A 23,801-nucleotide genomic window follows, 5' to 3' on the forward strand; every position below is an offset into this window, starting at 1 on the left:
ATGAACTTTAGTATTTTGAATCTTAACAGCATGAATTTTAAAAATATGAGTAACCTCACTAAATGGCGTTACTTCACGAGTTTTATTTCTTTAACCTTGATGATGTTATCTTTAGCTATTATTTCTGTGAAAGGGTTTAACTGGGGGCTTGATTTTACGGGAGGAATGGTCACTGAGATCCGCATAGATAAAAACATATCCGCCAAGCAGATAGAGAGTCTGCTCAGTGATTCTTCACAACAGGAAGTCAGTATCATCTCTGCTGGGGAGCCGGGTCGCTGGGTGCTTAGGTATAGCCAAGTTTCCCCTGTAGGACATACCGGGGGGAATACGTTAGATATAGCAGATGTGTTAGCACCGCTAAACAGTGATGTTCAAGTATTGAATACCAGTATAGTGGGCCCACAAATTGGGCAAGAGCTCGCTGAGCAAGGCGGATTAGCGTTATTAGTGTCTATGTTGTCTATTTTAGGCTATTTGAGTTTCCGTTTTGAATGGCGGCTTGCCAGTGGTGCTTTATTGGCTTTGTTTCATGATGTTATTTTTGTATTGGCTTTTTTCTCACTCACTCAAATGGAGTTTAATTTGACAGTGCTTGCCGCGATATTAGCGATTCTAGGTTACTCCCTCAATGACTCGATTATCATTGCTGATAGGATCCGAGAATTATTAAGATCAAAGTTGACTATGCCTGTTAGTGATGTGTGTACCTATGCCGTTAAAGCGACATTCTCACGTACCATGGTGACCAGTGGTACCACATTAATGACCGTGAGTGCGCTTTGGATCATGGGAGGAGGGCCGTTAGAGAGTTTTTCTATTGCCATGTTTATCGGAATCTTAACCGGTACTTGGTCATCGATATCAGTTGGGACGTGTTTACCAGAATTATTTGGCGTTAATGCTGAACATTACAAACCAACCGTTATTAGCGAGGCGCCATAAAAAAACCGAGTCACTGACATCAGTGACTCGGTTTGTGTCAGGAACATTTAAGCCTAATTTCCCATGGATGGAAAGAATTAGGCTTTGTGTCTGGAGACGTGTTTTATCAAAAAGACTATTTTGCCTTTGGAATGGCAATTTTCATTTCTTCTGACTGACGAAATAGCACCAGAACGTGACCAATAAGCTGCACTTTTACCGCTTGGGTTTCGCGTATGATGGCATCGATGACCGCATTTTTAAGCTCTTTGTCACCAGAAGCCACTTTCACTTTGATCAGTTCATGATAAGAGAGTGCATTATCTATTTCCGCTAGTACACCTTCAGTCAGACCATTGGAACCAAGCATCACTATTGGCTTCAAATTATGCGCTAAGCCTCTTAAGTGCTGTTTTTGTTTGGTTGTTAAGTTCATTTCTACCAACTTTATGCTGAGTTACTGTTGAAAAGCGGCTATTCTACCCTTATATACTCATTATGTAACTCTCATTTGTTGCGGATTTTAAATGTCAGGGAAAAAACGAACAGTGAGTTCCTCTCGTTGGATGCAAGAGCATTTCGATGACCACTATGTTAAATTAGCTCAAAAACGTGGATTTCGTTCACGCGCTGCGTTTAAAATAGAGGAAATTCAGGAGAAAGATAAATTAATTCGTCCTGGGATGACAGTGGTAGATTTAGGAGCTGCTCCAGGTGGTTGGTCACAAGTTGCTGTTAAATTAGCGGGAGATAAAGGTAAGGTTATCGCCTGTGATATTTTACCAATGGATCCCATCGTCGGTGTCGATTTTCTTCAAGGAGATTTTAGAGAAGAAAAAGTGCTCGATGCTTTATTAACACGAGTAGGAGATGCCAAGGTTGATATTGTTTTATCTGACATGGCACCTAATATGAGTGGTGCAGGTGGTGTTGATCAGCCTCGCGCTATGTATTTAGTTGAGTTAGCATTAGATATGTGTCATCAAGTATTGGCACCTAATGGCTGCTTTGCTGTTAAAGTCTTTCAGGGGGAAGGCTTTGAAGAATACATGAAATCAGTAAAAGAGGCGTTTAAAACCGTTAAAACACGTAAGCCAGACTCTTCGCGAGCTCGTTCGCGCGAAGTCTATCTGGTGGCGACTGGGTACAAGTTGTAGTACTCTAACGCAAATAATCGCAAGACTGATTAGGGTATACAGGTTGTGCCTTAACCATGTCAGTAATCGTAAAGCTGATTGGATACGCATTGTTGTATTCTATCGTTAATAATCGCAAGACTTTATGAGGTCTAGTAATTTTGAGTGATATGGCTAAAAATTTAATTCTCTGGGCTGTCATCGCCGTAGTGTTGATGTCGGTATTTCAGGGCTACTCCCCTTCTTCTTCTAGTACGTCGAAGATGGATTATTCCGCTTTTTTAGATGATGTTCGTAGTGGACAGGTTAATACCGTTGAAATAAAAAGCGATCAACGTACGATTGAAGGAAGTAAGAAAACAGGGGAAAAGTTCACCACTATTATGCCTCTGTTTGATAAAGATTTGATTAATGATCTTGATCGCAAAGGGATCATCATGAAAGGGCAGGAAGCTGAAGAGTCAGGTTTTTTAACTCAAATTTTCATTTCTTGGTTCCCAATGTTGCTCCTTATCGGTGTGTGGATATTTTTCATGCGTCAGATGCAAGGCGGCGGTGGAAAGGGCGCGATGTCTTTTGGTAAGAGTAAAGCCAAATTGATGAGCGAAGATCAGATCAAGACTACTTTTGGTGATGTTGCTGGTTGTGATGAAGCTAAAGAAGATGTTAAAGAGCTAGTTGACTACCTTAAAGAGCCAACAAGATTCCAAAAGTTAGGTGGTCGGATTCCGACAGGGATATTACTTGTCGGTCCTCCTGGTACAGGTAAAACATTACTTGCTAAAGCGATTGCTGGTGAAGCGAAAGTGCCATTTTTCACGATATCAGGTTCTGATTTCGTTGAAATGTTTGTCGGTGTTGGTGCATCTCGTGTTCGTGACATGTTCGAACAAGCCAAGAAATCTGCCCCTTGTATTATCTTTATCGATGAAATCGATGCCGTAGGTCGCCAACGTGGTGCAGGTGTTGGTGGCGGGCATGATGAACGTGAGCAGACACTTAACCAGATGTTGGTTGAAATGGATGGTTTCGAAGGTAACGAAGGTGTGATAGTCATTGCAGCGACTAACCGTCCAGATGTATTAGATGCAGCTTTACTTCGCCCTGGCCGCTTTGATCGACAAGTTGTAGTGGGACTTCCTGATGTGCGTGGTCGTGAACAAATTTTAAAAGTTCATATGCGTAAAGTACCTTTAGCTGATGATGTTAAAGCCAGTGTCATTGCTCGTGGTACGCCTGGTTTCTCTGGTGCTGACCTTGCTAACTTAGTTAATGAGGCTGCGCTTTTTGCTGCTCGAGGCAATCGTAGGATTGTCGGTATGGAGGAGTTTGAAAGCGCCAAAGACAAAATCATGATGGGTGCTGAAAGACGTACTATGGTGATGTCTGAAGAAGAAAGAGAAATGACAGCTTACCATGAAGCGGGTCATGCTATTGTTGGTTGCTTAGTGCCTGAGCACGATCCTGTCCATAAGGTCACGATTATTCCTCGTGGTCGCGCCTTAGGTGTCACTTTCTTTTTACCTGAAGCTGACGCTATCAGTCAAAGTCGCCGTAAACTTGAAAGTCAAATTTCAGTGGCTTATGGTGGCCGTCTTGCTGAAGAAATAATTTATGGCAGTGAAAGAGTCTCTACTGGGGCGTCGCAAGACATTAAGTATGCGACTTCAATTGCACGTAACATGGTGACTCAATGGGGCTTCTCTGAAAAATTAGGGCCTGTACTTTATGCTGAAGATGAAAACGAAGTTTTCTTAGGGCGTAGTATGGGTAAATCACAGCATATGTCAGATGAGACTGCTAGCATTATTGATCTGGAAGTGAAATTACTTATCGATAATAATTACCAACGTGCTAGTAAGTATCTGAATGATAACATGGACATCCTCCATGCAATGAAAGATGCACTGATTAAATATGAGACGATTGACTCAAATCAAATTGAAGATTTGATGCAACGTAGAGTCGTTCGAGCACCCGTCGATTGGAACATGGATGATAATGGTTCAAGCGATGAGGATAAAGGCGGTAAATCAGCTAATTTAGAAGATGACATAGTTCAAGACGAAGTTAATACAAAGTCTGAACAACCTAAAGCGTCTGACATCAATGACATTGATGGTTCTACAGCCAAATAATTTGCTTTTTATGATTGAATAAAGAAAACCCCATTTTGGGGTTTTCTTGTTTTTGAACGATAACTTTTGTTTCGGAGTACCTGTGTATCAACTCAAAAGCGGTAGTAAGCTTCTCAATCTTGACACTCCCCTAGTGATGGGAATTGTTAATGTTACCCCTGATTCCTTTTCTGATGGTGGTCAATTTTCCCTTTTTCAACGGGCCTGTGAGCATGCTGATAAAATGGTTGCTCACGGAGCAAGTTTTATTGACATCGGAGGGGAATCAACAAGACCTGGTGCTGTCAATGTCAGTATCGATGAGGAATTGCAGCGTGTCATTCCGCTCATTGAGTATATTGCTAAACATCATGATGTGTGGATATCGATTGATACCAGTAAGCCTGCTGTCATGAAGGCAGCTGTTAATGCAGGGGCCAATTTTATTAATGATGTTCGTGGCTTGCAAGAATTTGGTGCACTTGAGATGGCAGCTGAATTAGATGTGCCTGTGTGTATTATGCATATGCAAGGACAACCAAGTACCATGCAGATATCCCCTGAGTACTCAGATGTCGTTGCAGATGTTCACGCATTTTTTAAAGCCCGGATCCATGCGTGTCTTAATGCTGGTATTAAGCGTGAAAACATGATTTTGGATCCAGGTTTTGGTTTTGGTAAGACCTTGTCTCATAACTATGAATTGCTTAATCGTTTGGATGAATTTCAGGTGTTTGATTTACCTCTTTTGATTGGTTTATCGCGCAAGAGTATGATAGGTGACTTGCTTCATCGTGGTGTATCAGAGCGTCTTGCTGGTAGTCTTGCAGGTGTGTTGCTTGCTGCGCAAAGAGGGGGGGATATTTTTAGGGTGCACGATGTGTGTCAGACATTAGATGTGTTAAAGGTGATGGATGCTAGTGAACATTATCAACATCTCTAGCTTTACTTTTTTATTGATAGAGCGACCATTATAGTTTTGTTCAGCTTAAGTTAGGTACAGAGTTGTAAACTGGTAGCGTTTTTATTTTTACTTTTTATTTCTTTACTGAGTTAAGAAATAAACCTGAGGTTACGAGCATGAGAAAATTTTTTGGAACAGATGGTATTCGGGGTAAAGTCGGTGCGGGTAAAATGACGCCTGAATTAGCGTTAAAATTGGGTTGGGCAGCAGGTAGGGTATTATCTCGGACAGGAACTCAGAAAGTTATTATCGGTAAAGACACGCGTATCTCAGGTTATTTATTCGAATCAGCGATGGAAGCGGGGTTGTCTGCTGCGGGACTTAACGTCATGCTAATGGGCCCAATGCCAACACCAGCAGTGGCTTATTTAACCCGTACTTTTAGGGCTGAAGCGGGCGTGGTTATTAGTGCATCTCATAACCCTTACTATGATAACGGTATTAAGTTTTTTTCAACTGACGGCAGTAAGCTTAATGATGAGGTAGAGCTTGAAATCGAGCGTGAGTTAGAAAAGCCGCTTACCTGTGTTGAATCGCATTTATTGGGTAAGGTGTCTCGTATTGATGATGCACCTGGACGTTATATCGAATATTGTAAAGGTCATTTTCCTGCCGATCATACCCTGCATGGTTTAAAAATAGTGGTCGATTGTGCTCATGGTGCAACTTATCATATCGCACCAAATGTTTTTCGTGAATTAGGTGCCGAAGTGATAGCCATTGGCGATAAACCGGACGGTTTGAATATTAATCATGAGGTCGGTGCAACGTCAATGGCGGCAATTTGTGCAACGGTTATAGAACAAAATGCAGATTTAGGCATTGCATTAGACGGTGATGGCGATCGCATCATGATGGTTAATCGCTATGGGAAAGTGATTGATGGTGATGTTATCCTCTATATTCTTGCTTGTGATGCTCAATCTAGAGGGGTGTTACGCGGTGGTATTGTTGGCACACTGATGTCTAATTTAGGCTTACATCTCGCTTTGCAGAAATTAGGGATCCCTTTTGACCGCTCTAATGTTGGTGATCGCTATGTAATGGCGATGTTAAAAGATAAAGGTTGGCGTATTGGTGGTGAAAATTCAGGTCATATTTTGAATTTAGACCATGGTACAACAGGTGATGGTATTGTCGCGGGTATTTTAGTTTTAGCGGCTATGTGTCGCCGTGATGCTACTTTAGAAGAGTTAACTAAAGATATTAAGATGTTGCCGCAAGTACTGGTTAATGTTCGTTTTGAAGGTGATCATGATCCTCTAAGTTCTGCTGAAGTCTTAAAAGCACAAGCAATAGTTGAATCAAAATTAGGTGAGCGTGGGCGAGTGCTATTGAGAAAATCTGGAACAGAGCCTTTGATCCGTGTGATGGTGGAAGGTGACGTGGAAGCCGATGTTATTAAGTATGCTAATGATATTGCTGATGCGGTCAGAAATCTTGTTTAATCGTGATGAGTTGGAGAGTTGGTTATCTTATTGACTGGCTTTTTGACATCCTGTTGTCTGTTTTGGTTAATTATTAGTTTGTTTAGGCTGAAAAAACAGCGTTCCAACATTTAATCTTAACTAATACCACTTTAGGTATTGTAAGTTTCTAAACGGTTCGTTATTATCCTCACCGCTTTCAAAGGAGAGATAAATGGCACTCAGACGTCCAATGGTTGCAGGCAACTGGAAAATGAATGGCAGTGCGCAACTTGCGCAAGAGTTATTCAAAAAATTTGCCACAAAACTTCAAAATGATTCAGCTGAGGTTGTATTATGTCCGCCAACTATTTATCTAGAAAGCGTACGCCAGCAGTTAGATGCTAACAAGGAATCACTAAACGGTTGTCTTGTTAGAATGGGTGCACAAAATCTGAGTCAGCATGATTTTGGTGCTTATACTGGTGAAGTATCAGGAACAATGTTAAAAGATTCAGGATGCCGATATGTAATTATCGGTCACTCCGAACGTCGCCGTATGTACGGAGAGACGAGTGATATCGTTGCAGAGAAATTTGCAGCTGCTCAAAAACATGGGTTAACACCAATACTATGTGTCGGTGAATCAGGTCCAGCTAGAGAAGCAAGACGAACGTTTGAAGTCATTGCAGAAGAGCTAGACATTGTCATTGAGAAAAATGGCACCATGGCTTTTGATAATGCAATTATTGCCTACGAACCTTTATGGGCTGTAGGAACAGGTAAAAGTGCCACACCAGAGCAAGCTCAAGAAGTTCATGCGTTTATTCGCAAACGGCTCTCTGAAGTGTCTCCATTTATTGGAGAAAATGTTAGGATATTATACGGTGGTAGTGTTACGCCGAGTAATGCAGCAGATTTATTTGCTCAACCTGATGTTGATGGTGGACTAATTGGCGGAGTAAGCTTAAACTCGAGCGAGTTTATTAGTTTATGTTCCATAGCGATGAGCGCATAATATGTACGAAGTATTAATGGTTATTTACTTGGTGGTAGCAATAGGTCTAGTAGCACTTATTTTACTCCAGCAAGGTAAAGGTGCTGACATGGGAGCTTCATTTGGAGCCGGTGCATCAGCAACTCTGTTCGGTTCATCTGGAGCCGGTAATTTTTTGACTCGTTCAACTGCTATTTTAGCAATTGGTTTTTTTGCACTAAGCCTGATTATAGGTAATTTAAGTGCAAATCATGCGAAATCAGAAGATTCATGGAAAGATTTGAGTTCTGATGCACCTCAAGTTACTGAAAAAGTAATTGATAGTGTGCAACAGGATGAAACGTCAGAAAATAAAATACCTGACTAAAAATTAGTATCACTATTTAGGAAATACTAATCGCTCTTGATTGTTAAGAGCAGCATCTAGCGTTATCACCCTTAGATAATCTGTTATATAGATGCAAATAACACTAATACATGCGGATGTGGTGGAATTGGTAGACACGCCAGCTTGAGGGGCTGGTGAGCGCAAGCTCGTGGGGGTTCAAGTCCCCCCATCCGCACCAAATTTGAAGTTTATTTCAATGTGTTAATGAAATGAGTTTAAAGTGTAATAAAGCTAGTTGTTACAAGCTTTATTATTGCAAGTGTCATGATTAATCAATATACTTGCAGCAGTTGACGCGGGGTGGAGCAGTTTGGTAGCTCGTCGGGCTCATAACCCGAAGGTCATCGGTTCAAATCCGGTCCCCGCAACCAGCTTTCAGTTATAGTAACGCTATAATTGTTTACAGGTTCTAAACTCAACGACCTCGTTATCACGGGGTTTTTTGTTATCTGGAACTTATAAAATGCCGTTTATTTCGGTGTTCTACTGGGGCTATTTAGCCCTTTTTTGTTTTTAGGGGGGTAGCTTGGCAACAATAGAAAATAGACTCGCAGAGATGCTTAAATCTCCAGTTGAAGCACTAGGTCACAGGCTTTGGGGTGTGGAGTATATCCAAGCAGGTAAACATTCGACCTTAAGAGTTTATATCGATAATGAGAAAGGCGTTTTCATTGAAGATTGTGCTGAGGTCAGCAGGCAAGTTAGCGCTGTGCTAGATGTTGAAGATCCCATCTCAACCGAATACACATTAGAAGTTTCATCTCCCGGTGTAGATAGACCGTTATTTAACGCTCAGCACTATATCGCTTATATCGGAGAGATAGTAAAAGTTCAACTAACGATGCCTGTCGCAGGTAGTCGTAATTTAAAGGGGACCGTCACAGGAGTCGAAGGGCAGATGCTCACTTTGTCTGTAGATGGTAACGAACTGATTATTGCTTTGGATAATATCCGTAAAGGCAACCTAATCGCTAAGTTTTGATGGATTCAAGAATCAACGAGGCAAGAGGATGAATAAAGAGATTCTGCTAGTCACTGAAGCGGTTTCAAACGAGAAAGGTGTTCCTCGTGAGAAAATATTCGAAGCGCTTGAAATCGCTTTGGCTACAGCAACAAAGAAAAAGTATGAAGGTGATATTGAAGTTCGTGTTGCAATAGATCGTAAAACGGGTGGGTATGAAACCTTCCGTCGTTGGATGGTTGTTGAAGACAAAGGTGAACCTTTGGAGAACCCATTTAGTGAAATTACGCTCGCTGCGGCTCAATTCGAAGATCCTGAGATTCAGCTTGGCGAATATATTGAAGATGATATAGAGTCTGTTGTTTTTGACCGTATTACGACTCAAACAGCAAAACAAGTCATTGTTCAGAAGGTTCGAGAAGCTGAAAGAGCACAAATTGTTGACCAATTTAAAGACAAAGAAGGTGAATTAATCACTGGTGTTGTCAAGAAGAGTAATCGTGAAAGTGTCGTGGTTGATCTTGGTAATAATGCAGATGCTGTATTGTTTAAAGAAGAGCTTATTTCACGTGAAAGCTTCCGCCCAGGTGATCGTATTCGAGCATTGCTTTTTGCCGTTCGCCCAGAAGCACGCGGCGCTCAGCTTTTTTTAACACGTACTCAGCCAGAGATGCTTATTGAGCTTTTTCGTGTTGAAGTACCGGAAATTGCTGATGAGATGATTGAAATCATGGGGGCTGCTCGAGACCCAGGATCACGCGCCAAGATTGCGGTTAAATCTAACGACAAGCGTATTGATCCTATCGGTGCTTGTGTTGGCATGCGTGGTGCTCGTGTTCAGGCTGTTTCAAATGAACTTAATGGCGAACGTGTAGATATCGTACTTTGGGACGATAATCCAGCACAATTTGTCATTAATGCCATGTCGCCAGCGGATGTTGCTTCTATCATCGTCGATGAAGATAACCATTCTATGGATATTGCGGTTGAAGCAGATAGCTTAGCTCAGGCAATTGGTCGAAATGGCCAAAACATACGCTTAGCCACTCAGCTTTCTGGTTGGGTTCTTAATGTGATGACTGTTGCTGATATGCAAGCTAAACACCAAGCTGAAAGTGCTAAAGTGGTTAACTTGCTTGTTTCGGCATTAGAAATTGATGAAGACTTTGCTCAAGTGCTTGCTGATGAAGGTTTTACTTCTTTGGAAGAAATCGCATACGTTCCAGCATCAGAGTTAACTGATATTGATGGTTTTGACGAAGACATCGTTGAAGCTTTGAGAGAGCGCGCTAAAGCTGCAATCTCTACTCGTGCACTTGCGTCTGAAGAGGCGTTAGATGGTGCTGAGCCAAGTGAAGACCTACTTGCACTCGAAGGTTTAGAAAGACATTTAGCGTTTGTATTTGCAAGTAAAGGCGTTATTACACTAGAAGATTTAGCCGAACAAGGCATTGATGATCTGATCGACATTGAAGAATTAACAGAAGAAAAGGCTGGTGAGCTCATCATGGCAGCCCGAAATATCTGTTGGTTTGGCGAAGAAGCGTAAGTCGATCAACAGAGGGGATTGAACAGATGGCAGAAACGACAATAGAAAAACTGGCCACAGAGGTTGGAAAAAGTGCACAACGTTTAGTTGAGCAATTTTCAGATGCTGGTATTAAGAAAAGTGAAACTGATTCGGTTTCTGAATCAGAAAAGCAACAGTTACTTGAATTTTTAAAGAAGCAGCATGGTGGTGATTCAGCACCAACTAAGATGACGCTGCAGCGTAAATCAGTATCGACATTAAGTGTTGGTAGTGGAAGCGATTCAAAAGATATAAAAGTAGAGGTTCGCAAAAAACGTACTTTCGTTAAGCGTGATCCTGCTGCAGAAGCCGCAGCTGAAGCTGAAGCGAAAATTGTTGCAGAAGCTGCAGCGAAAGTTCAGGCAGAAATTGAACTTCAAGCTAAAGCAGACGCACAAGTTAAGGCAGAGGCTAAAGCGATAGCCGATGCTGAAGCGAAAGAGAAAGCAAAAGCCAATACTGCAGCTAAAGCGAAGGTAGCACCGACAGCTGAAGAGAAAGCGGCTCAAGATGAAGCTGATAAACTTCAAGCTATTAAAGACGATGCAGCTAAAGCTAAGGCTGATGATGACGCTAAAGCGGCGACAGAAGCGGCACGTATTCTTGCTGAAGAAAACTCAACTCGTTGGGCTGAAGAAGAAAAGCAGCGTAAAGAATTAGAGAAAAGCGTTGATCATCACGTCACGACTTCAACAGAAGCACGTGCGGCCGAAGATACTGCTGATGCTAATGCTGAAAAGCGTGATCGCCGTCCCCGTAAAGCGCCAGTAGCCGCTGCAGCTAACGAAGCTGCCAGTGCTGGTAAAGGTAAGCGTCGTGGTGGGAAAGATTCTCGTCGTGATAGCAAAGCTCGCGGTGGTCGTAACTCCCGTAATAACCGTAGTGTCGCGCCAGAGTCAATGGATCACGCGTTTACTAAACCCGTTGCTGCTGTTAAAACCGATGTAAGCATCGGTGAGACAGTATCCGTTTCAGAATTGGCATCAAAAATGTCAATTAAAGCGACTGAAATCATTAAGCAGATGATGAAGATGGGCTCAATGGTTACCATTAACCAAGTGCTTGATCAAGAAACTGCGCAAATGGTTGCCGAAGAGATGGGGCATAAAGTTGTGCTTACTCGTGAAAACGAACTTGAGCATCAAGTGCTTGCAGATCGTAATGCGGATATCCTTGCTGAATCTCGTGCGCCTGTAGTGACCATTATGGGTCATGTCGACCACGGTAAGACGTCTTTACTTGATCATATTCGAACGGCGAAGGTGGCATCAGGTGAAGCCGGTGGTATTACTCAGCATATTGGTGCATACCATGTTGAGACTGATAACGGTGTGATCACTTTCTTAGATACCCCTGGTCACGCCGCGTTTACCGCTATGCGTGCTCGTGGTGCTAAGGCTACCGATATTGTTATCTTAGTTGTTGCTGCTGATGATGGCGTTATGCCACAAACGATTGAAGCTATCCAGCATGCGAAAGCTGGCGGTGTTCCTTTGATTGTTGCAGTTAACAAGATGGATAAGCCAGAAGCTGATCCTGAACGTGTTAAAAGTGAGCTTTCACAGCATGGTGTTATGTCTGAAGATTGGGGCGGAAACAACATGTTTGTTCACGTTTCAGCTAAGAGCGGCGAAGGTATTGACGAATTACTAGAAGGTATACTTCTAGAAGCTGAAGTACTCGAGCTCAAAGCAATCAAAGAAGGCATGGCAGCAGGTGTTGTTGTTGAATCTAAGTTGGATAAGGGACGTGGTCCCGTTGCAACTGTTTTGGTTCAGGAAGGTACACTTAAACAAGGCGATATCGTACTTTGTGGTCTTGAGTACGGTAAAGTTCGAGCGATGCGTGACGAAAATGGTCGCACGATCACCGAAGCGGGTCCATCTATCCCTGTTGAGATCTTAGGTCTTTCAGGTGTTCCTTCGGCAGGCGATGAAGCAACGGTTGTACGTGATGAGCGTAAAGCCCGTGAAGTGGCACTTTATCGTCAAGGTAAGTTCCGTGACATTAAACTGGCTCGTCAGCAGAAGTCTAAGCTTGAAAACATGTTTGCGAACATGACAGAAGGTGAGGTTCAGGAACTTAATATCGTGCTTAAGGCCGATGTTCAAGGATCACTGGAAGCGATTTGTGATTCATTAAATGGCCTTTCAACCAGTGAAGTTAAAGTCAATATCATCGCACGTGGTGTCGGTGGATTAACTGAAACTGATGCAACATTAGCTGCAGCTTCTAATGCAATCATGGTCGGCTTTAATGTGCGTGCTGATGCACAGGCACGTAAGGTTATCGATAGTGAAAGCGTTGATTTACGTTACTACAGCATCATCTATCAGTTAATCGATGAAGTTAGAGATGCGATGAGTGGCTTGCTTGCTCCTGAGTTTAAGCAGGAGATCATAGGTCTTGCTGAAGTTCGTGATGTATTTAAATCTCCTAAGATTGGTGCTATCGCGGGTTGTATGGTGACTGAAGGTACGATTAAACGCAGTGCTCCAATACGTGTTTTACGTGAAAACATCGTTATCTACGAAGGTGAATTAGAATCACTACGTAGATTCAAAGATGATGTTAGCGATGTTCGTAATGGGATGGAATGTGGTATAGGTGTGAAGAATTACAATGACGTCAGAGTTGGCGATCAGATTGAAGTCTTTGAAACTGTTGAAATCGCACGTTCTCTTTAACAATGTGTAATCTAAAGGGTGGCGTATGCCACCCTTTTTTATTTCTAATAGCTGTTTGTTTATAACAGAGTGGCAAATTATTATGGCAAGAGAATTTAGTCGTACACGACGAATAGCACAACAGTTACAACAAGAGTTGGCGCAAGTATTACAACGTGACATAAAAGATCCCCGTATTGGTATGGTAACTGTCAATGACGTTGAAGTGTCACGTGATTTGAGTTATGCCAAAGTGTTTGTTACCTTTTTTGAGGAGGATAACAAGCTTGTTGAAGAAAAATTAGAGGCGTTAACAACGGCATCTGGTTATGTTCGTTCGTTAGTTGCTGGCCGCATGAAGTTACGAGTGATGCCCGAACTGAGGTTTGTGTATGATGCTTCACTTGTTGAAGGTATGCGCATGTCTAATTTAGTTACTCGCATTATTCATGATGATGAAGCTAAGCAGCACAAACATGACAATGTCGAAAAAAGTGATTCTGCGGATGACACGGAAGGTGGTGAGTAATGGCTCGTCGCTCTCGTGGTCGTTTTATCGATGGAATTTTACTCTTAGATAAAGATACTGGCATGAGTTCGAATTTTGCTTTGCAGAGAGTTAAACGACTCTTTAATGCCGCTAAAGCAGGGCACACAGGTGCACTCGATCCATTGGCGACAGGTATGTTGCCTATCTGTTTAGGCGAAGCAACTAAGTTCTCTCAGCATTTACTTGATGCAGATAAGCGTTATACAGTGACTGCTAAGTTGGGCGAAAGAACCGACACCAGTGATTCAGATGGTGAAGTGGTCCAAACCCGTCCATTAATGTTTACTGAAGAATTATTGATGACGTCATTGGATCACTTTCGTGGTGAAACAATGCAAGTTCCTTCGATGTATTCTGCGCTTAAACATCAAGGTCAGCCTCTGTATAAATATGCTCGTGAAGGGATCGATATTCCAAGAGAAGCAAGGCCTATCAATGTTTTTGAACTTAACTTTATCAGTCTAGAAGGCGATGAGTTGACGTTAGATATTCATTGTTCTAAAGGGACTTATATTCGCACTATTATCGATGATCTTGGTGAAATGTTAGGCTGTGGTGCGCATGTCATTATGCTGCGTAGAACCCAAGTTGCACAATACCCTTATGCGCGTATGGTCAGTTTAGCGCAGCTTAATGAAATGATGAGTCAGGCTGAAGCTGAAGGTGTTGAGTCAGCATCAATATTAGATCCCTTGTTACTGCCTATGGATACCGCTGTTAGTCAGTTTCAAGAAATTAATTTATCTGATTCTTTAGCACCCTATCTAATGAATGGAAATCCAGTTCAAGTTGCTGGCCTGATGGCGGATGAAATAGTGCGGATCACGATAGGTGACACACATAAGTTTGTGGGCATCGGTTCAATGAATGATGACGGTATGTTGGCACCGAAACGCTTAATTGTTATTCGAGAAGATGAAATCGATGTTTCATTGAATTAAGTTTGTTATCTATTGCGTATTTTACTGAAAATAGGTAAAATCCGCGCTCGCTTTAGCTGAGTTAGTGATTGGCTAAAGATTTTTAATGTAAATTTGGAGAGACAACATGTCACTAAATGCTGAACAAACTGCAACTATCCTAGCTGAATTTGGACGTTGTGAAAACGATACCGGTTCTACTGAAGTTCAGGTAGCTCTTTTAACTGCACAGATTAATCATCTGCAAGGTCACTTTAAAGAGCACAAGCACGACCATCACTCACGTCGTGGTCTTCTACGTATGGTTAATACCCGTCGTAAACTTCTTGCATACCTTAAGCGTACTGAAAATGTCCGTTACCAAGAATTGATCAAGAAGCTAGGTTTACGTCGTTAATATCGACTAAATTTAGAAAAAGGAGGCTTAGGCCTCCTTTTTTGTGCTTATCAGAAAAGCATGGGGAATGTCTGTGTGATAGTCCGTCACCTGAACTCTGGTAAGCGATTGCTTAATATCGCTATTTTACCCTCCTATTTTTGTTGTGCTTTCTGCTTATGGGCAGCGATGGCATAGGTTATCCTAAGTTTAGGTCAAATACTTTTGATGGTCGCCGTATTCTGTTTAATGTATTTTTCTTCAAATTCATCTTGTGGTATGGGCTTACTAAAATAGAACCCTTGTCCAATCTGACACTCATTATCATCAAGCCAATCAATTTGTTCTTTATTTTCAATTCCTTCTGCGACAATTTTTAAATTTAACTTTTTTCCTAACATTAAGATAGTAGAGGCAATAGCACTCTCTTGTGGAAGATCGGTCACAAAGCAGCGATCGATTTTCATTGTGGTAATAGGCAGATGCCGAAGATAGGACAGTGAGGAATAACCTGTTCCAAAATCGTCAACGGCGATCCCAAACCCTGCAGATTTAAGTTGCTGAAGTTTAGCGATTGCGAGTTCGATATCGTCCATTAAAGACGTTTCTGTTATTTCAATTTCTAATACATCTGGACTGATTTGGTATCTTAGTGCGAGTTGCTTAATATCTGACACCAAACTGGCATCGGCAAACTGTTGCGATGCAACATTGACGGCTATGGGTAAAACAAAATTGTATTTTATTTTCCATTCACGTAATGTTTTACAGGCTTCTTCGATGACCCAGCGTCCAATAGGTATAATGATCCCTGTTTCCTCAGCCACAGGAATAAATGATAAGGGGCTGATTAAACGTCCATCTTTTTTCCATCTTATTAATGCTTCACAAGAGAGTATTTTCCCTGTTTTAATGTCGAACTTAGGTTGATAGTGGAGTAAGAATTCATTATTTTTCAGTGCATGATGCAGCGAAGCTTCGGTTCTTAGCCTTACCGCTGCACGTTCTGTCATTTGTTGTTTGAAAAAGGCCCATTGATTAGAGCCTGCTGCTTTAGCGCTGTACATGGCAATATCGGCGTGACGGATAAGATCTTCTGCAGTAATACCATCATCGGGGTAAATGGATATTCCCACTGATGCCGCAGGATGTATGGTATGTTCATTTAGCTCCATAGGGCAGTTTAATTGGCTAAGCAGATTATCGACAAAGTCAGCGGCTTGATCCGGTGTTTGAAGTTCATCGGCTAAAATAACAAACTCATCGCCTCCAAGTCTAGCGACGGTTCCCTTGTCGCCGAGGACTCGTTCTAATACCCGTGCAATTCGTGCTAGAAACTTGTCACCTAACGCATGGCCTAAAGAGTCATTAACATTTTTGAACCTATCGAGATCGATAAATACCAGACTAAATTGTTTTTTGTGAACTCGAGCACGCTGAATCGTGACTGCAATGGTTTCAAGCAATAATGTTCGATTAGGCAAGCTGGTTAATGGATCTCGGGTGGCCATTTTTCTTAGTTTGCTTTGTGTTTGGCCAAATTGCACTAATATTTGGTTAAATTTTGATGTGACTAAGCCGAGCTCATCGTCGACGTGAGATTTATCAATAGGCAGTAAATATTTATCAGGTGATTCTGGTTCTATTTTATCGATAGCTTCACTTATCTGAGCAATCGGGCGGGTGAGAAACCGGTGAAATACAATGGAGAGAACAAGGGTGATAAGCAGTGCCCGAGCGAGCGTGGCGATTAAGCTGAATTTAAGTTGAGAAAATAATGAATCCGTTAATCCTTGCGTGTCATAAAAGATCGTTAACGTGCCGATAAGTTGTTCTCTATCATTAAATTCATTACGAAATGGCCTTGTAAGAGAGCGAGATATTTCTTTGATATCACCAAAGAGACGATGGCTTAATTTTTCAAAAATACTGGGGCTGGAGCTCATCATAGAAACAGAAACAAACATAGAACCATCGTCGAGTTTTATTACAGCTGAGCCCACATGCTGGACTTTAAGGATCCCTTCAAGTGTTTGTTTGGCTAAGTTATCATCCAGTGCCCATACTGCGTTTGCTGCTGGTTGCTCTACTGAGTCAAGAAGCTCTTTTTGTGACGATTTAAGTTGATCCCTTGCCGAAACGCCAACGAGTGCGACTTCGACGATAAAAATAGCAATAGCGAAGAAAAGGGCTGAAAAAACCACTAAACTAGTCTGTTTCCAAGTAAGAGATTTAAAGCTGGTGGACATACGCCTATCCTTTTTTTAGGGCGTTGATACTCAAAAACTCTCTTTTAGGCCAGTTCCATAACAAAATATTCTTGAAACTGCCCACTTTAGAGAAAACTTTTATCTTTGTCATCACTCTATGCTCTTTATCTCTTGAATAGAGATGAAGTATACTTGTTCGTGAAATTAAGGTTATTAAATTTAAGGAATGGTTCACGTGAATCCAATCGTAAAAAGTTTTGAATATGGTCAACATACAGTCACCTTGGAAACTGGGGTTATTGCCCGTCAGGCAAATGCAGCTGTTTTAGCAAGTATGGGTGATACCACAGTATTAGTCACTGTCGTTGGAAAGAAAGCAGAAGACGTGGGCCGAGACTTTTTTCCTTTAACGGTTAACTATCAGGAAAGAACATACGCTGCGGGTAAAATCCCCGGTGGTTTCTTTAAACGTGAAGGTCGTCCTTCAGAAAATGAAACTTTGATTGCACGTCTAATTGACCGTCCAATCCGCCCTCTTTTCCCGAATGGGTTCAAAAATGAAGTTCAGGTCATCATTACAGTGGTGTCTGTTGATCCAGAGATCAATCCTGATGTTATCTCTATGATTGGTACTTCTGCTGCATTGAGCATTTCAGATCTACCATTTAATGGTCCGCTAGGTGTTGCCCGTGTTGGTTATACTAATGGCGAATACATATTAAACCCAAATGTTAGCCAGTTAGCTGAAAGTGATTTAGACCTTGTTGTTGCTGGTACACATGGCGCAGTGTTGATGGTTGAATCTGAAGCTGCCTCTTTGCCTGAAGAAGTGATGCTTGGTGGTGTTGTTTACGGGCATGATCAACAACAAGTCGTTATTAATGCAATTAACGAATTGACAGCAGAAGCCGGTAAAACTAAATGGGATTGGCAAGCAGCTGTCGCTGATGCTGATTTAGTTGAAAAAATAAAGTCTCTTGCAGAAGCTGGTTTTTCAGAAGCATATCAGATCACTGCTAAGCATGAGCGTCGTGATGCGGTTGTTGCACTTAAACATAAAGTGGTTGCGACATTGCTTGAAGAGAACGCGGATATCGATTTACGTGAAGTCGATAAGTTACTTGGCAGCTTAGAGAAAAAAGTCGTACGTGGCCGTATCATTTCAGGTAGCCCTCGTATCGATGGTCGTGAGCCTGATATGGTGCGTGCACTTAATGTCATGGCGGGTGTGCTCCCGCGCACTCACGGTAGCTCATTATTTACTCGTGGTGAAACTCAAGCACTTGTGACTTGTACTTTAGGTACTGAACGTGATGCTCAGAAAGTCGATAGCATTATGGGTGAGTACACAAATCGCTTTATGCTGCATTACAACTTCCCTCCCTATTCAGTAGGTGAAACAGGTATGGTTGGTTCGCCTAAGCGTCGTGAAATTGGTCACGGTAAATTAGCTTGGCGTGGTATGAATGCCGTTATGCCTTCTGCTGAAGAGTTCCCGTACAGTATTCGTGTGGTATCTGAAATCACCGAATCTAATGGTTCTAGCTCTATGGCGTCAGTGTGTGGTACTTCTCTGGCGTTAATGGATGCAGGTGTTCCAATTAAAACATCGGTTGCCGGTATCGCCATGGGCCTAGTTAAAGAAGGTGACGATTTCGTTGTTCTTTCTGATATTTTAGGTGATGAAGATCATTTAGGTGATATGGACTTTAAAGTTGCGGGTACTCGTGACGGTATTACTGCTTTGCAGATGGATATCAAAATTGAAGGTATCACTAAAGACATTATGGATATCGCGCTGCAGCAAGCTTATGGCGCACGTGTTCATATTCTGAATGTGATGGATCAAGCCATTGGTTCACATCGTGGTGATATTTCTGAACATGCTCCACGTATCACTACTATCAAGATTAATCCTGAGAAGATCCGTGACGTCATTGGTAAAGGCGGTGCAACGATCCGTGCTCTTACCGAAGAGACTGGAACAACGATTGAACTTGATGATGATGGTATTGTTAAAATTGCCTCTTCAAACAATGAAGCGACTAAAGAAGCGATTCGTCGTATTGAAGAAATCACCGCTGAAGTTGAAGTGGGTACGGTTTATAATGGTAAAGTGGTTCGTATCGTCGATTTCGGTGCATTTATTACCATTCTTCCAGGTAAAGATGGTCTTGTTCATATTTCTCAAATCGCTGAAGAGCGTGTTGCCAATGTGTCAGACTACCTGCAAGTGGGTCAAGAAGTGAAAGTGAAGGTGATGGAAGTTGATCGCCAAGGCCGTGTACGTCTTTCTATGAAAGAAGCACAGCCAAAAGTTGAAGCTGCACCAGCTGCTGAATAAGCGCTGATAAGCTCAACAAAAAAGGAGACCTTAGGGTCTCCTTTTTTGTTTGAATGAGGTTAATTCGTTACCTTAGAAAAAGAAGTGCTAATTTCGGTGAAATAATTAAATCACTTGATAGCCGTAGTGATCGGGGATTGCTATGATTACAGCTATTGGTGAACTAAAGGATTAAATGGATGATTCAAAAAGTGCGGACTACCGCAGTAGTGCTATTGGCAGGAGTGAGTATTTTTCTTACTGGATGTGTCGTGACGCCATCTGGAGAAAGTGATCAGGGAAAAGTCATGGTTGAACCTGTAATGCCTGATTATAAGCTCGAGATCACGTTAGCTAAATTGAACGAAATTTTAGCATCGGCAGAGTTAACCGATGCACAAAGAGCAAGGTTTTATTATGATCGTGGCGTTATCTATGATGCTGTAGGGCTGCGCATATTGAGTCGCATTGATTTTCATCAAGCATTAAAAGTTCAACCAAATCTGGCTGATGCCTATAATTTTATTGGTATTTATTATACCCAAGAAGGTCAGTTTGAGAGTGCTTATGAAGCATTTGATGCAGTACTTGAGCTGTCACCTGATTATGATTATGCTTTTTTAAATCGTGGTATCGCTTTGTATTATGGTGAACGTAACGCACTGGCTGTATCTGATATGAAGTCTTTTTACCAACGTGATCCACAAGATGGTTATCGTGCGTTATGGCTTTATGTAACCGAAAGTGCAATTGACGTGGAGCAAGCTAAAAATAGATTAACTGAAAATAGTCTGAGCCTTAATCCTAATGCTTGGTCTAGCGTATTAGTGGATTATTACTTAGGTAAGAAGAGTCGAGATGAGGTGTTTTCAGCAGCGAAAGAAGGGTTGTCTCATCCAAATGAATATGCTGAACGTTTATGCGAGACATACTTCTATCTTGCTAAAATTGCTCAACAACAAGGTCAAAATATTGATGCAGCTAACTATTTTAGATTGGCGTTAGCCACCAATATTTATGATTTTGTTGAACATCGATACGCAAGGGTTGAGTTGGCGAAAATGAATATGGCTCCTTCTGTCGATAAAGTGAGAGAGTCTGTTAATTGACCTTTTTTATTTATGTCATCACCGTACTTGCTTATTGATGGGGTGTGGTGTTTGTCTATTACATTGCTTGTGCTTTGGTATTGAATTTAAAATGTGTTAATGAGTTCGTTGATATAATTCATTGAGAGGGATGCCTACCCCTATTGAGCGTATATGACTATATTTTTCTATTATTATATTTTCAGTTGAAAAATGCTCGCTCTATCTATCGGAATAAGTGGGTGATAGCAATTGGTCTATGGATAGTATTTTACCTAAAATAATATTTTCAGCCTTACCTAAGAAAAGTTAGTCACTTCGAACTCTGTCATTTCTTAGCGGTTTAATCCACATCTTGAAATGGTTTAGGTATATGCCTCGCAACTTGTCTACCTTATAACGTATAATCTCGGCACTAATATCACCCGCAGTCATGAGTACATTGTCATTTGTGTACCAATCTGTGTACAAATTATGAGATTTTGTAAATGCGAGACCAAGAAATAGCCGATGCTGTGAAGGCTAGGCGCACCTTTGCTATCATCTCTCACCCGGATGCGGGTAAGACAACTATTACCGAGAAGGTACTTTTATTTGGCAACGCGTTACAAAAGGCGGGTACAGTAAAAGGTAAAAAGTCCGGACAGCATGCTAAATCTGACTGGATGGAAATGGAAAAAGATCGTGGTATTTCTATCACAACATCGGTCATGCAATTTCCCTATCATGGCGCTTTAGTTAACTTGCTTGATACGCCAGGTCACGAAGATTTCTCAGAAGATACTTACCGTACACTAACGGCAGTCGACTCTTGTTTGATGGTCATAGACTCTGCAAAAGGTGTTGAGCAGCGAACCATTAAATTAATGGAAGTAACGCGTCTGCGAGATACCCCCATTGTGACCTTTATGAATAAATTGGATCGGGACATTCGTGATCCGTTAGAACTAATGGATGAAGTTGAGCAGGTGCTAGATATCGCTTGTGCGCCTATTACTTGGCCTATTGGTTCAGGTAAAGAGTTTAAAGGTGTTTATCATTTATTACGTGATGAAGTGATCCTTTACCAGAGCGGCCAAGGTCATACGATACAAGAATCGAGAGTGATAAAAGGCTTAAATAATCCTGAATTAGATGACGCTATCGGTGCTTATGCGGCTGAGGTACGAGAAGAGTTAGAGCTTGTTCTTGGTGCTTCTAATGAGTTTGACCAAGACATGTTTCTTGCTGGTGAATTGACGCCTGTTTTCTTTGGTACCGCCTTAGGTAATTTTGGTGTCGATCACGTTCTTGATGGCATTGTTGAATGGGCGCCTAAGCCACAATCTCGCGCAACTGAAGTAAGAGAGATTGAACCTGAAGATGAAAAGTTCAGTGGCTTTGTGTTTAAAATTCAAGCCAACATGGATCCTAAGCACAGGGACAGAGTTGCATTTATGCGTATTTGTTCAGGTCGTTATGAGCAAGGGATGAAGATGCATCATGTGCGTCTAGGCAAGGATGTAAATGTCAGTGATGCTTTGACCTTTATGGCTGGCGATCGTAATCGTGCTGAAATAGCGTATCCTGGAGACATTATTGGCTTGCATAACCATGGCACAATGCGCATTGGTGATACTTTTACCCAAGGTGAGAAGTTTCGCTTCACTGGGATCCCTAATTTTGCTCCTGAAATGTTTCGACGCATTCGCTTAAAAGATCCTCTTAAGCAAAAGCAGCTACTTAAAGGTTTAGTACAGCTTTCAGAAGAGGGGGCTGTCCAAGTATTTAGACCTATCGACTCTAATGATCTTATCGTTGGTGCCGTTGGTGTGCTTCAGTTCGAAGTGGTTGTTGGCCGCTTGAAGAGTGAGTATAAGGTCGAAGCTATTTATGAAGGGATCAGCGTGTCTACCGCACGTTGGGTCTATTGTGACGATGATCGTAAATTGGAAGATTTTCGTCGTAAGTGTAGTAATAATTTGGCACTTGATGGTGGTGATAACCTAACTTATATTGCCCCTACGATGGTGAATTTGAATTTGTCGATGGAACGTTATCCCGACATTCAATTTGCTAAGACTCGCGAAAATTAATTATTAGCGCTGAAATGTGTTTTTTTAATTAAGCTCTGAATGAAAATTTGGGGCTTTTTTTATGTTTTTATGAGTTAAGGTTAAATAGCAATATAGCGAAGTCAGGCTGCTTGATATGATCATATGCTACTATCACAGAAGCACAAAAGCGATTGACTTATAAGCTTAATAAAGCTTATCTCTACGTGCTTTGTGCGTAAAAGCTGAATAGTGTTTAAAGAGAGAATAGGAGAGTTATGGTTGACATAATCACATCTCATTACAGTTCAATGATCATAGATAGCCATGCCCATCTGGATTTTCCTGAGTTTGATGTCGATCGAGATGCTGTGTTTGAGTCCATGAAAAATATTGGCATTGAAAAAGTCATTATTCCGGGCGTATCTCACTCTCATTGGGATAAGCAGCTTCAAGTCGCCTCTCAATATTGCTGCCCCTATGCACTTGGTATACATCCTTGGTTTTGTGATGAAGGCTGTTCGTTGACACTGTCTAAATTAGATAAGCTTGTCGGTGATAAACACCATGATAGTGATTTTATCGCCATTGGTGAGTGTGGGTTAGATAAACACCATCACAGTGATTGGCACACCCAAGTTCATGTGCTCAAACATCAATTAATGTTGGCAAAGACCCTTAACTTACCAGTGATTTTACATGTCGTTAAGGCCCACAATGAAATGATTATACTGCTAAAACACTATAAGCTGGCCAGAGGAGGGGTGATACATGGGTTTTCTGGTTCAGTAGAGCTTGCCAATGAGTATATCAAATTAGGTTATAAGCTCGGTATTGGCGGGTTGATCTTAAATCATGAGGCGAGAAAGCTTAGAGCTTGCGTAACTCATATCGGTCTTGAATCTATTCTCATTGAAACCGACTCACCAGCAATGGTGCCTAACAATAGCTTAGAAAAACGTAACACTCCGCTTGTTTTGCCAGCGATTATTGATGAGATTGCTAAATTACAGAAAAAATCGAGTGTTCTAATTTCAGAACAGGTGAGATTAAATGTAATTCAAATGTTTGATTTTTAATTTATTTTACCAAAACAAACCCTACCCAGTGTCTGCTCGGCAGTAACATATTGAAATTAAACTCCAATAGTTTGAGTTAAACGATCATTTTAG

At 41.6% G+C, this 23,801-nt stretch carries 19 protein-coding genes and 2 tRNA genes; 19 read left to right on the forward strand and 2 right to left on the reverse strand.

From position 1 onward, the window contains the following. On the forward strand, positions 1-945 hold the full coding sequence (secF, locus tag HQQ94_RS05755; protein WP_173293510.1) for a protein translocase subunit SecF: 945 nt from the start codon (positions 1-3) through the stop codon (positions 943-945). Positions 946-1,060: 115 nt separating this feature from the next. On the opposite strand, the gene yhbY is transcribed toward secF, so the two are convergent. After that, positions 1,061-1,360 (reverse strand): ribosome assembly RNA-binding protein YhbY, encoded by a 300-nt coding sequence (yhbY, locus tag HQQ94_RS05760; protein ID WP_173293511.1) that lies wholly within the window; start codon positions 1,358-1,360, stop codon positions 1,061-1,063. A 91-nt stretch (positions 1,361-1,451) separates the two neighbouring features. Here yhbY and rlmE point away from each other — a divergent pair, with 91 nt between their 5' ends. The 14 genes from rlmE (at position 1,452) to rpsO (ending at position 14,996) form a co-directional block, all read left to right on the forward strand. Then, positions 1,452-2,081: a 23S rRNA (uridine(2552)-2'-O)-methyltransferase RlmE gene (gene rlmE, locus HQQ94_RS05765; protein ID WP_173293512.1), complete on the forward strand. Its 630-nt coding sequence runs from the start codon at positions 1,452-1,454 to the stop codon at positions 2,079-2,081. Positions 2,082-2,221: 140 nt separating this feature from the next. After that, positions 2,222-4,198 (forward strand): ATP-dependent zinc metalloprotease FtsH, encoded by a 1,977-nt coding sequence (ftsH, locus tag HQQ94_RS05770; protein ID WP_173293513.1) that lies wholly within the window; start codon positions 2,222-2,224, stop codon positions 4,196-4,198. Between the two features lie 136 nt (positions 4,199-4,334). After that, positions 4,335-5,120, forward strand: coding sequence for a dihydropteroate synthase (gene folP, locus HQQ94_RS05775; RefSeq protein ID WP_217274127.1), 786 nt, complete (start codon positions 4,335-4,337; stop codon positions 5,118-5,120). A 137-nt stretch (positions 5,121-5,257) separates the two neighbouring features. Next, entirely contained in the window at positions 5,258-6,589 is a 1,332-nt protein-coding gene (gene glmM / locus HQQ94_RS05780) for a phosphoglucosamine mutase (RefSeq protein WP_173293515.1), read from the forward strand. 193 nt (positions 6,590-6,782) lie between these two features. Further along, positions 6,783-7,565 carry a triose-phosphate isomerase gene (tpiA, locus tag HQQ94_RS05785; protein ID WP_173293516.1) on the forward strand — a complete coding sequence of 261 codons (783 nt, stop codon included), beginning with the start codon at positions 6,783-6,785 and terminating at the stop codon, positions 7,563-7,565. Between the two features lies 1 nt (position 7,566). Then, a complete protein-coding gene (secG, locus tag HQQ94_RS05790) occupies positions 7,567-7,911 on the forward strand; it encodes a preprotein translocase subunit SecG (protein ID WP_173293517.1) in 345 nt (114 codons plus the stop codon). Between the two features lie 112 nt (positions 7,912-8,023). After that, positions 8,024-8,110 (forward strand) — tRNA-Leu (locus HQQ94_RS05795). A gap of 116 nt (positions 8,111-8,226) precedes the next feature. Beyond that, positions 8,227-8,303, forward strand: a tRNA-Met gene (locus HQQ94_RS05800). A 155-nt stretch (positions 8,304-8,458) separates the two neighbouring features. After that, a complete protein-coding gene (gene rimP, locus HQQ94_RS05805) occupies positions 8,459-8,914 on the forward strand; it encodes a ribosome maturation factor RimP (RefSeq protein WP_173293518.1) in 456 nt (151 codons plus the stop codon). Between the two features lie 28 nt (positions 8,915-8,942). Next, positions 8,943-10,442, forward strand: a complete 1,500-nt coding sequence (nusA, locus tag HQQ94_RS05810; RefSeq protein WP_173293519.1) for a transcription termination factor NusA — start codon at positions 8,943-8,945, stop codon at positions 10,440-10,442. A gap of 26 nt (positions 10,443-10,468) precedes the next feature. Continuing rightward, entirely contained in the window at positions 10,469-13,150 is a 2,682-nt protein-coding gene (infB, locus tag HQQ94_RS05815) for a translation initiation factor IF-2 (RefSeq protein ID WP_173293520.1), read from the forward strand. A gap of 82 nt (positions 13,151-13,232) precedes the next feature. Then, the gene (gene rbfA, locus HQQ94_RS05820) at positions 13,233-13,658 is read left to right on the forward strand and encodes a 30S ribosome-binding factor RbfA (RefSeq protein WP_173296535.1); all 426 of its coding nucleotides are present in this window, start codon (positions 13,233-13,235) and stop codon (positions 13,656-13,658) included. Continuing rightward, positions 13,658-14,620, forward strand: a complete 963-nt coding sequence (gene truB, locus HQQ94_RS05825; protein WP_173293521.1) for a tRNA pseudouridine(55) synthase TruB — start codon at positions 13,658-13,660, stop codon at positions 14,618-14,620. Before rbfA ends, truB begins: the two co-directional genes overlap by 1 nt. Positions 14,621-14,726: 106 nt before the next feature. Next, the gene (gene rpsO / locus HQQ94_RS05830; RefSeq protein WP_173293522.1) at positions 14,727-14,996 is read left to right on the forward strand and encodes a 30S ribosomal protein S15; all 270 of its coding nucleotides are present in this window, start codon (positions 14,727-14,729) and stop codon (positions 14,994-14,996) included. 194 nt (positions 14,997-15,190) lie between these two features. On the opposite strand, the gene HQQ94_RS05835 is transcribed toward rpsO, so the two are convergent. After that, positions 15,191-17,224, reverse strand: a complete 2,034-nt coding sequence (locus HQQ94_RS05835; RefSeq protein ID WP_173293523.1) for a bifunctional diguanylate cyclase/phosphodiesterase — start codon at positions 17,222-17,224, stop codon at positions 15,191-15,193. A 196-nt stretch (positions 17,225-17,420) separates the two neighbouring features. Between HQQ94_RS05835 and pnp the strand changes: the two genes are divergently transcribed. The 4 genes from pnp to HQQ94_RS05855 all read left to right on the forward strand — a co-directional run bounded on the left by pnp (position 17,421) and on the right by HQQ94_RS05855 (position 23,708). Continuing rightward, complete coding sequence (gene pnp, locus HQQ94_RS05840; protein ID WP_173293524.1) at positions 17,421-19,529, forward strand: polyribonucleotide nucleotidyltransferase; 2,109 nt, start codon at positions 17,421-17,423, stop codon at positions 19,527-19,529. Positions 19,530-19,708: 179 nt separating this feature from the next. Then, complete coding sequence (nlpI, locus tag HQQ94_RS05845; RefSeq protein WP_173293525.1) at positions 19,709-20,617, forward strand: lipoprotein NlpI; 909 nt, start codon at positions 19,709-19,711, stop codon at positions 20,615-20,617. A gap of 467 nt (positions 20,618-21,084) precedes the next feature. Then, positions 21,085-22,671, forward strand: coding sequence for a peptide chain release factor 3 (gene prfC, locus HQQ94_RS05850; protein WP_173293526.1), 1,587 nt, complete (start codon positions 21,085-21,087; stop codon positions 22,669-22,671). Positions 22,672-22,943: 272 nt separating this feature from the next. Then, entirely contained in the window at positions 22,944-23,708 is a 765-nt protein-coding gene (locus tag HQQ94_RS05855) for a TatD family hydrolase (protein ID WP_173296536.1), read from the forward strand. The last annotated feature ends 93 nt before the right edge of the window (positions 23,709-23,801 follow it).

It is taken from the genome of Shewanella sp. VB17 (assembly GCF_013248905.1).
GTDB lineage: Bacteria > Pseudomonadota > Gammaproteobacteria > Enterobacterales > Shewanellaceae > Shewanella.

Bases quoted from the DNA above. Each gene is read 5' to 3' on its own strand.
- secG (WP_173293517.1), top strand. From the start codon at position 7,567: ATGTACGAAGTATTAATGGTTATTTACTTGGTGGTAGCAATAGGTCTA.
- rbfA (WP_173296535.1), top strand. From the start codon at position 13,233: ATGGCAAGAGAATTTAGTCGTACACGACGAATAGCACAACAGTTACAA.
- secF (WP_173293510.1), top strand. From the start codon at position 1: ATGAACTTTAGTATTTTGAATCTTAACAGCATGAATTTTAAAAATATG.
- folP (WP_217274127.1), top strand. From the start codon at position 4,335: ATGGGAATTGTTAATGTTACCCCTGATTCCTTTTCTGATGGTGGTCAA.
- truB (WP_173293521.1), top strand. From the start codon at position 13,658: ATGGCTCGTCGCTCTCGTGGTCGTTTTATCGATGGAATTTTACTCTTA.
- infB (WP_173293520.1), top strand. From the start codon at position 10,469: ATGGCAGAAACGACAATAGAAAAACTGGCCACAGAGGTTGGAAAAAGT.
- nlpI (WP_173293525.1), top strand. From the start codon at position 19,709: ATGATTCAAAAAGTGCGGACTACCGCAGTAGTGCTATTGGCAGGAGTG.
- nusA (WP_173293519.1), top strand. From the start codon at position 8,943: ATGAATAAAGAGATTCTGCTAGTCACTGAAGCGGTTTCAAACGAGAAA.
- glmM (WP_173293515.1), top strand. From the start codon at position 5,258: ATGAGAAAATTTTTTGGAACAGATGGTATTCGGGGTAAAGTCGGTGCG.
- rpsO (WP_173293522.1), top strand. From the start codon at position 14,727: ATGTCACTAAATGCTGAACAAACTGCAACTATCCTAGCTGAATTTGGA.
- HQQ94_RS05835 (WP_173293523.1), bottom strand. From the start codon at position 17,224: ATGTCCACCAGCTTTAAATCTCTTACTTGGAAACAGACTAGTTTAGTG.
- yhbY (WP_173293511.1), bottom strand. From the start codon at position 1,360: ATGAACTTAACAACCAAACAAAAACAGCACTTAAGAGGCTTAGCGCAT.
- tpiA (WP_173293516.1), top strand. From the start codon at position 6,783: ATGGCACTCAGACGTCCAATGGTTGCAGGCAACTGGAAAATGAATGGC.
- rlmE (WP_173293512.1), top strand. From the start codon at position 1,452: ATGTCAGGGAAAAAACGAACAGTGAGTTCCTCTCGTTGGATGCAAGAG.
- prfC (WP_173293526.1), top strand. From the start codon at position 21,085: ATGCGAGACCAAGAAATAGCCGATGCTGTGAAGGCTAGGCGCACCTTT.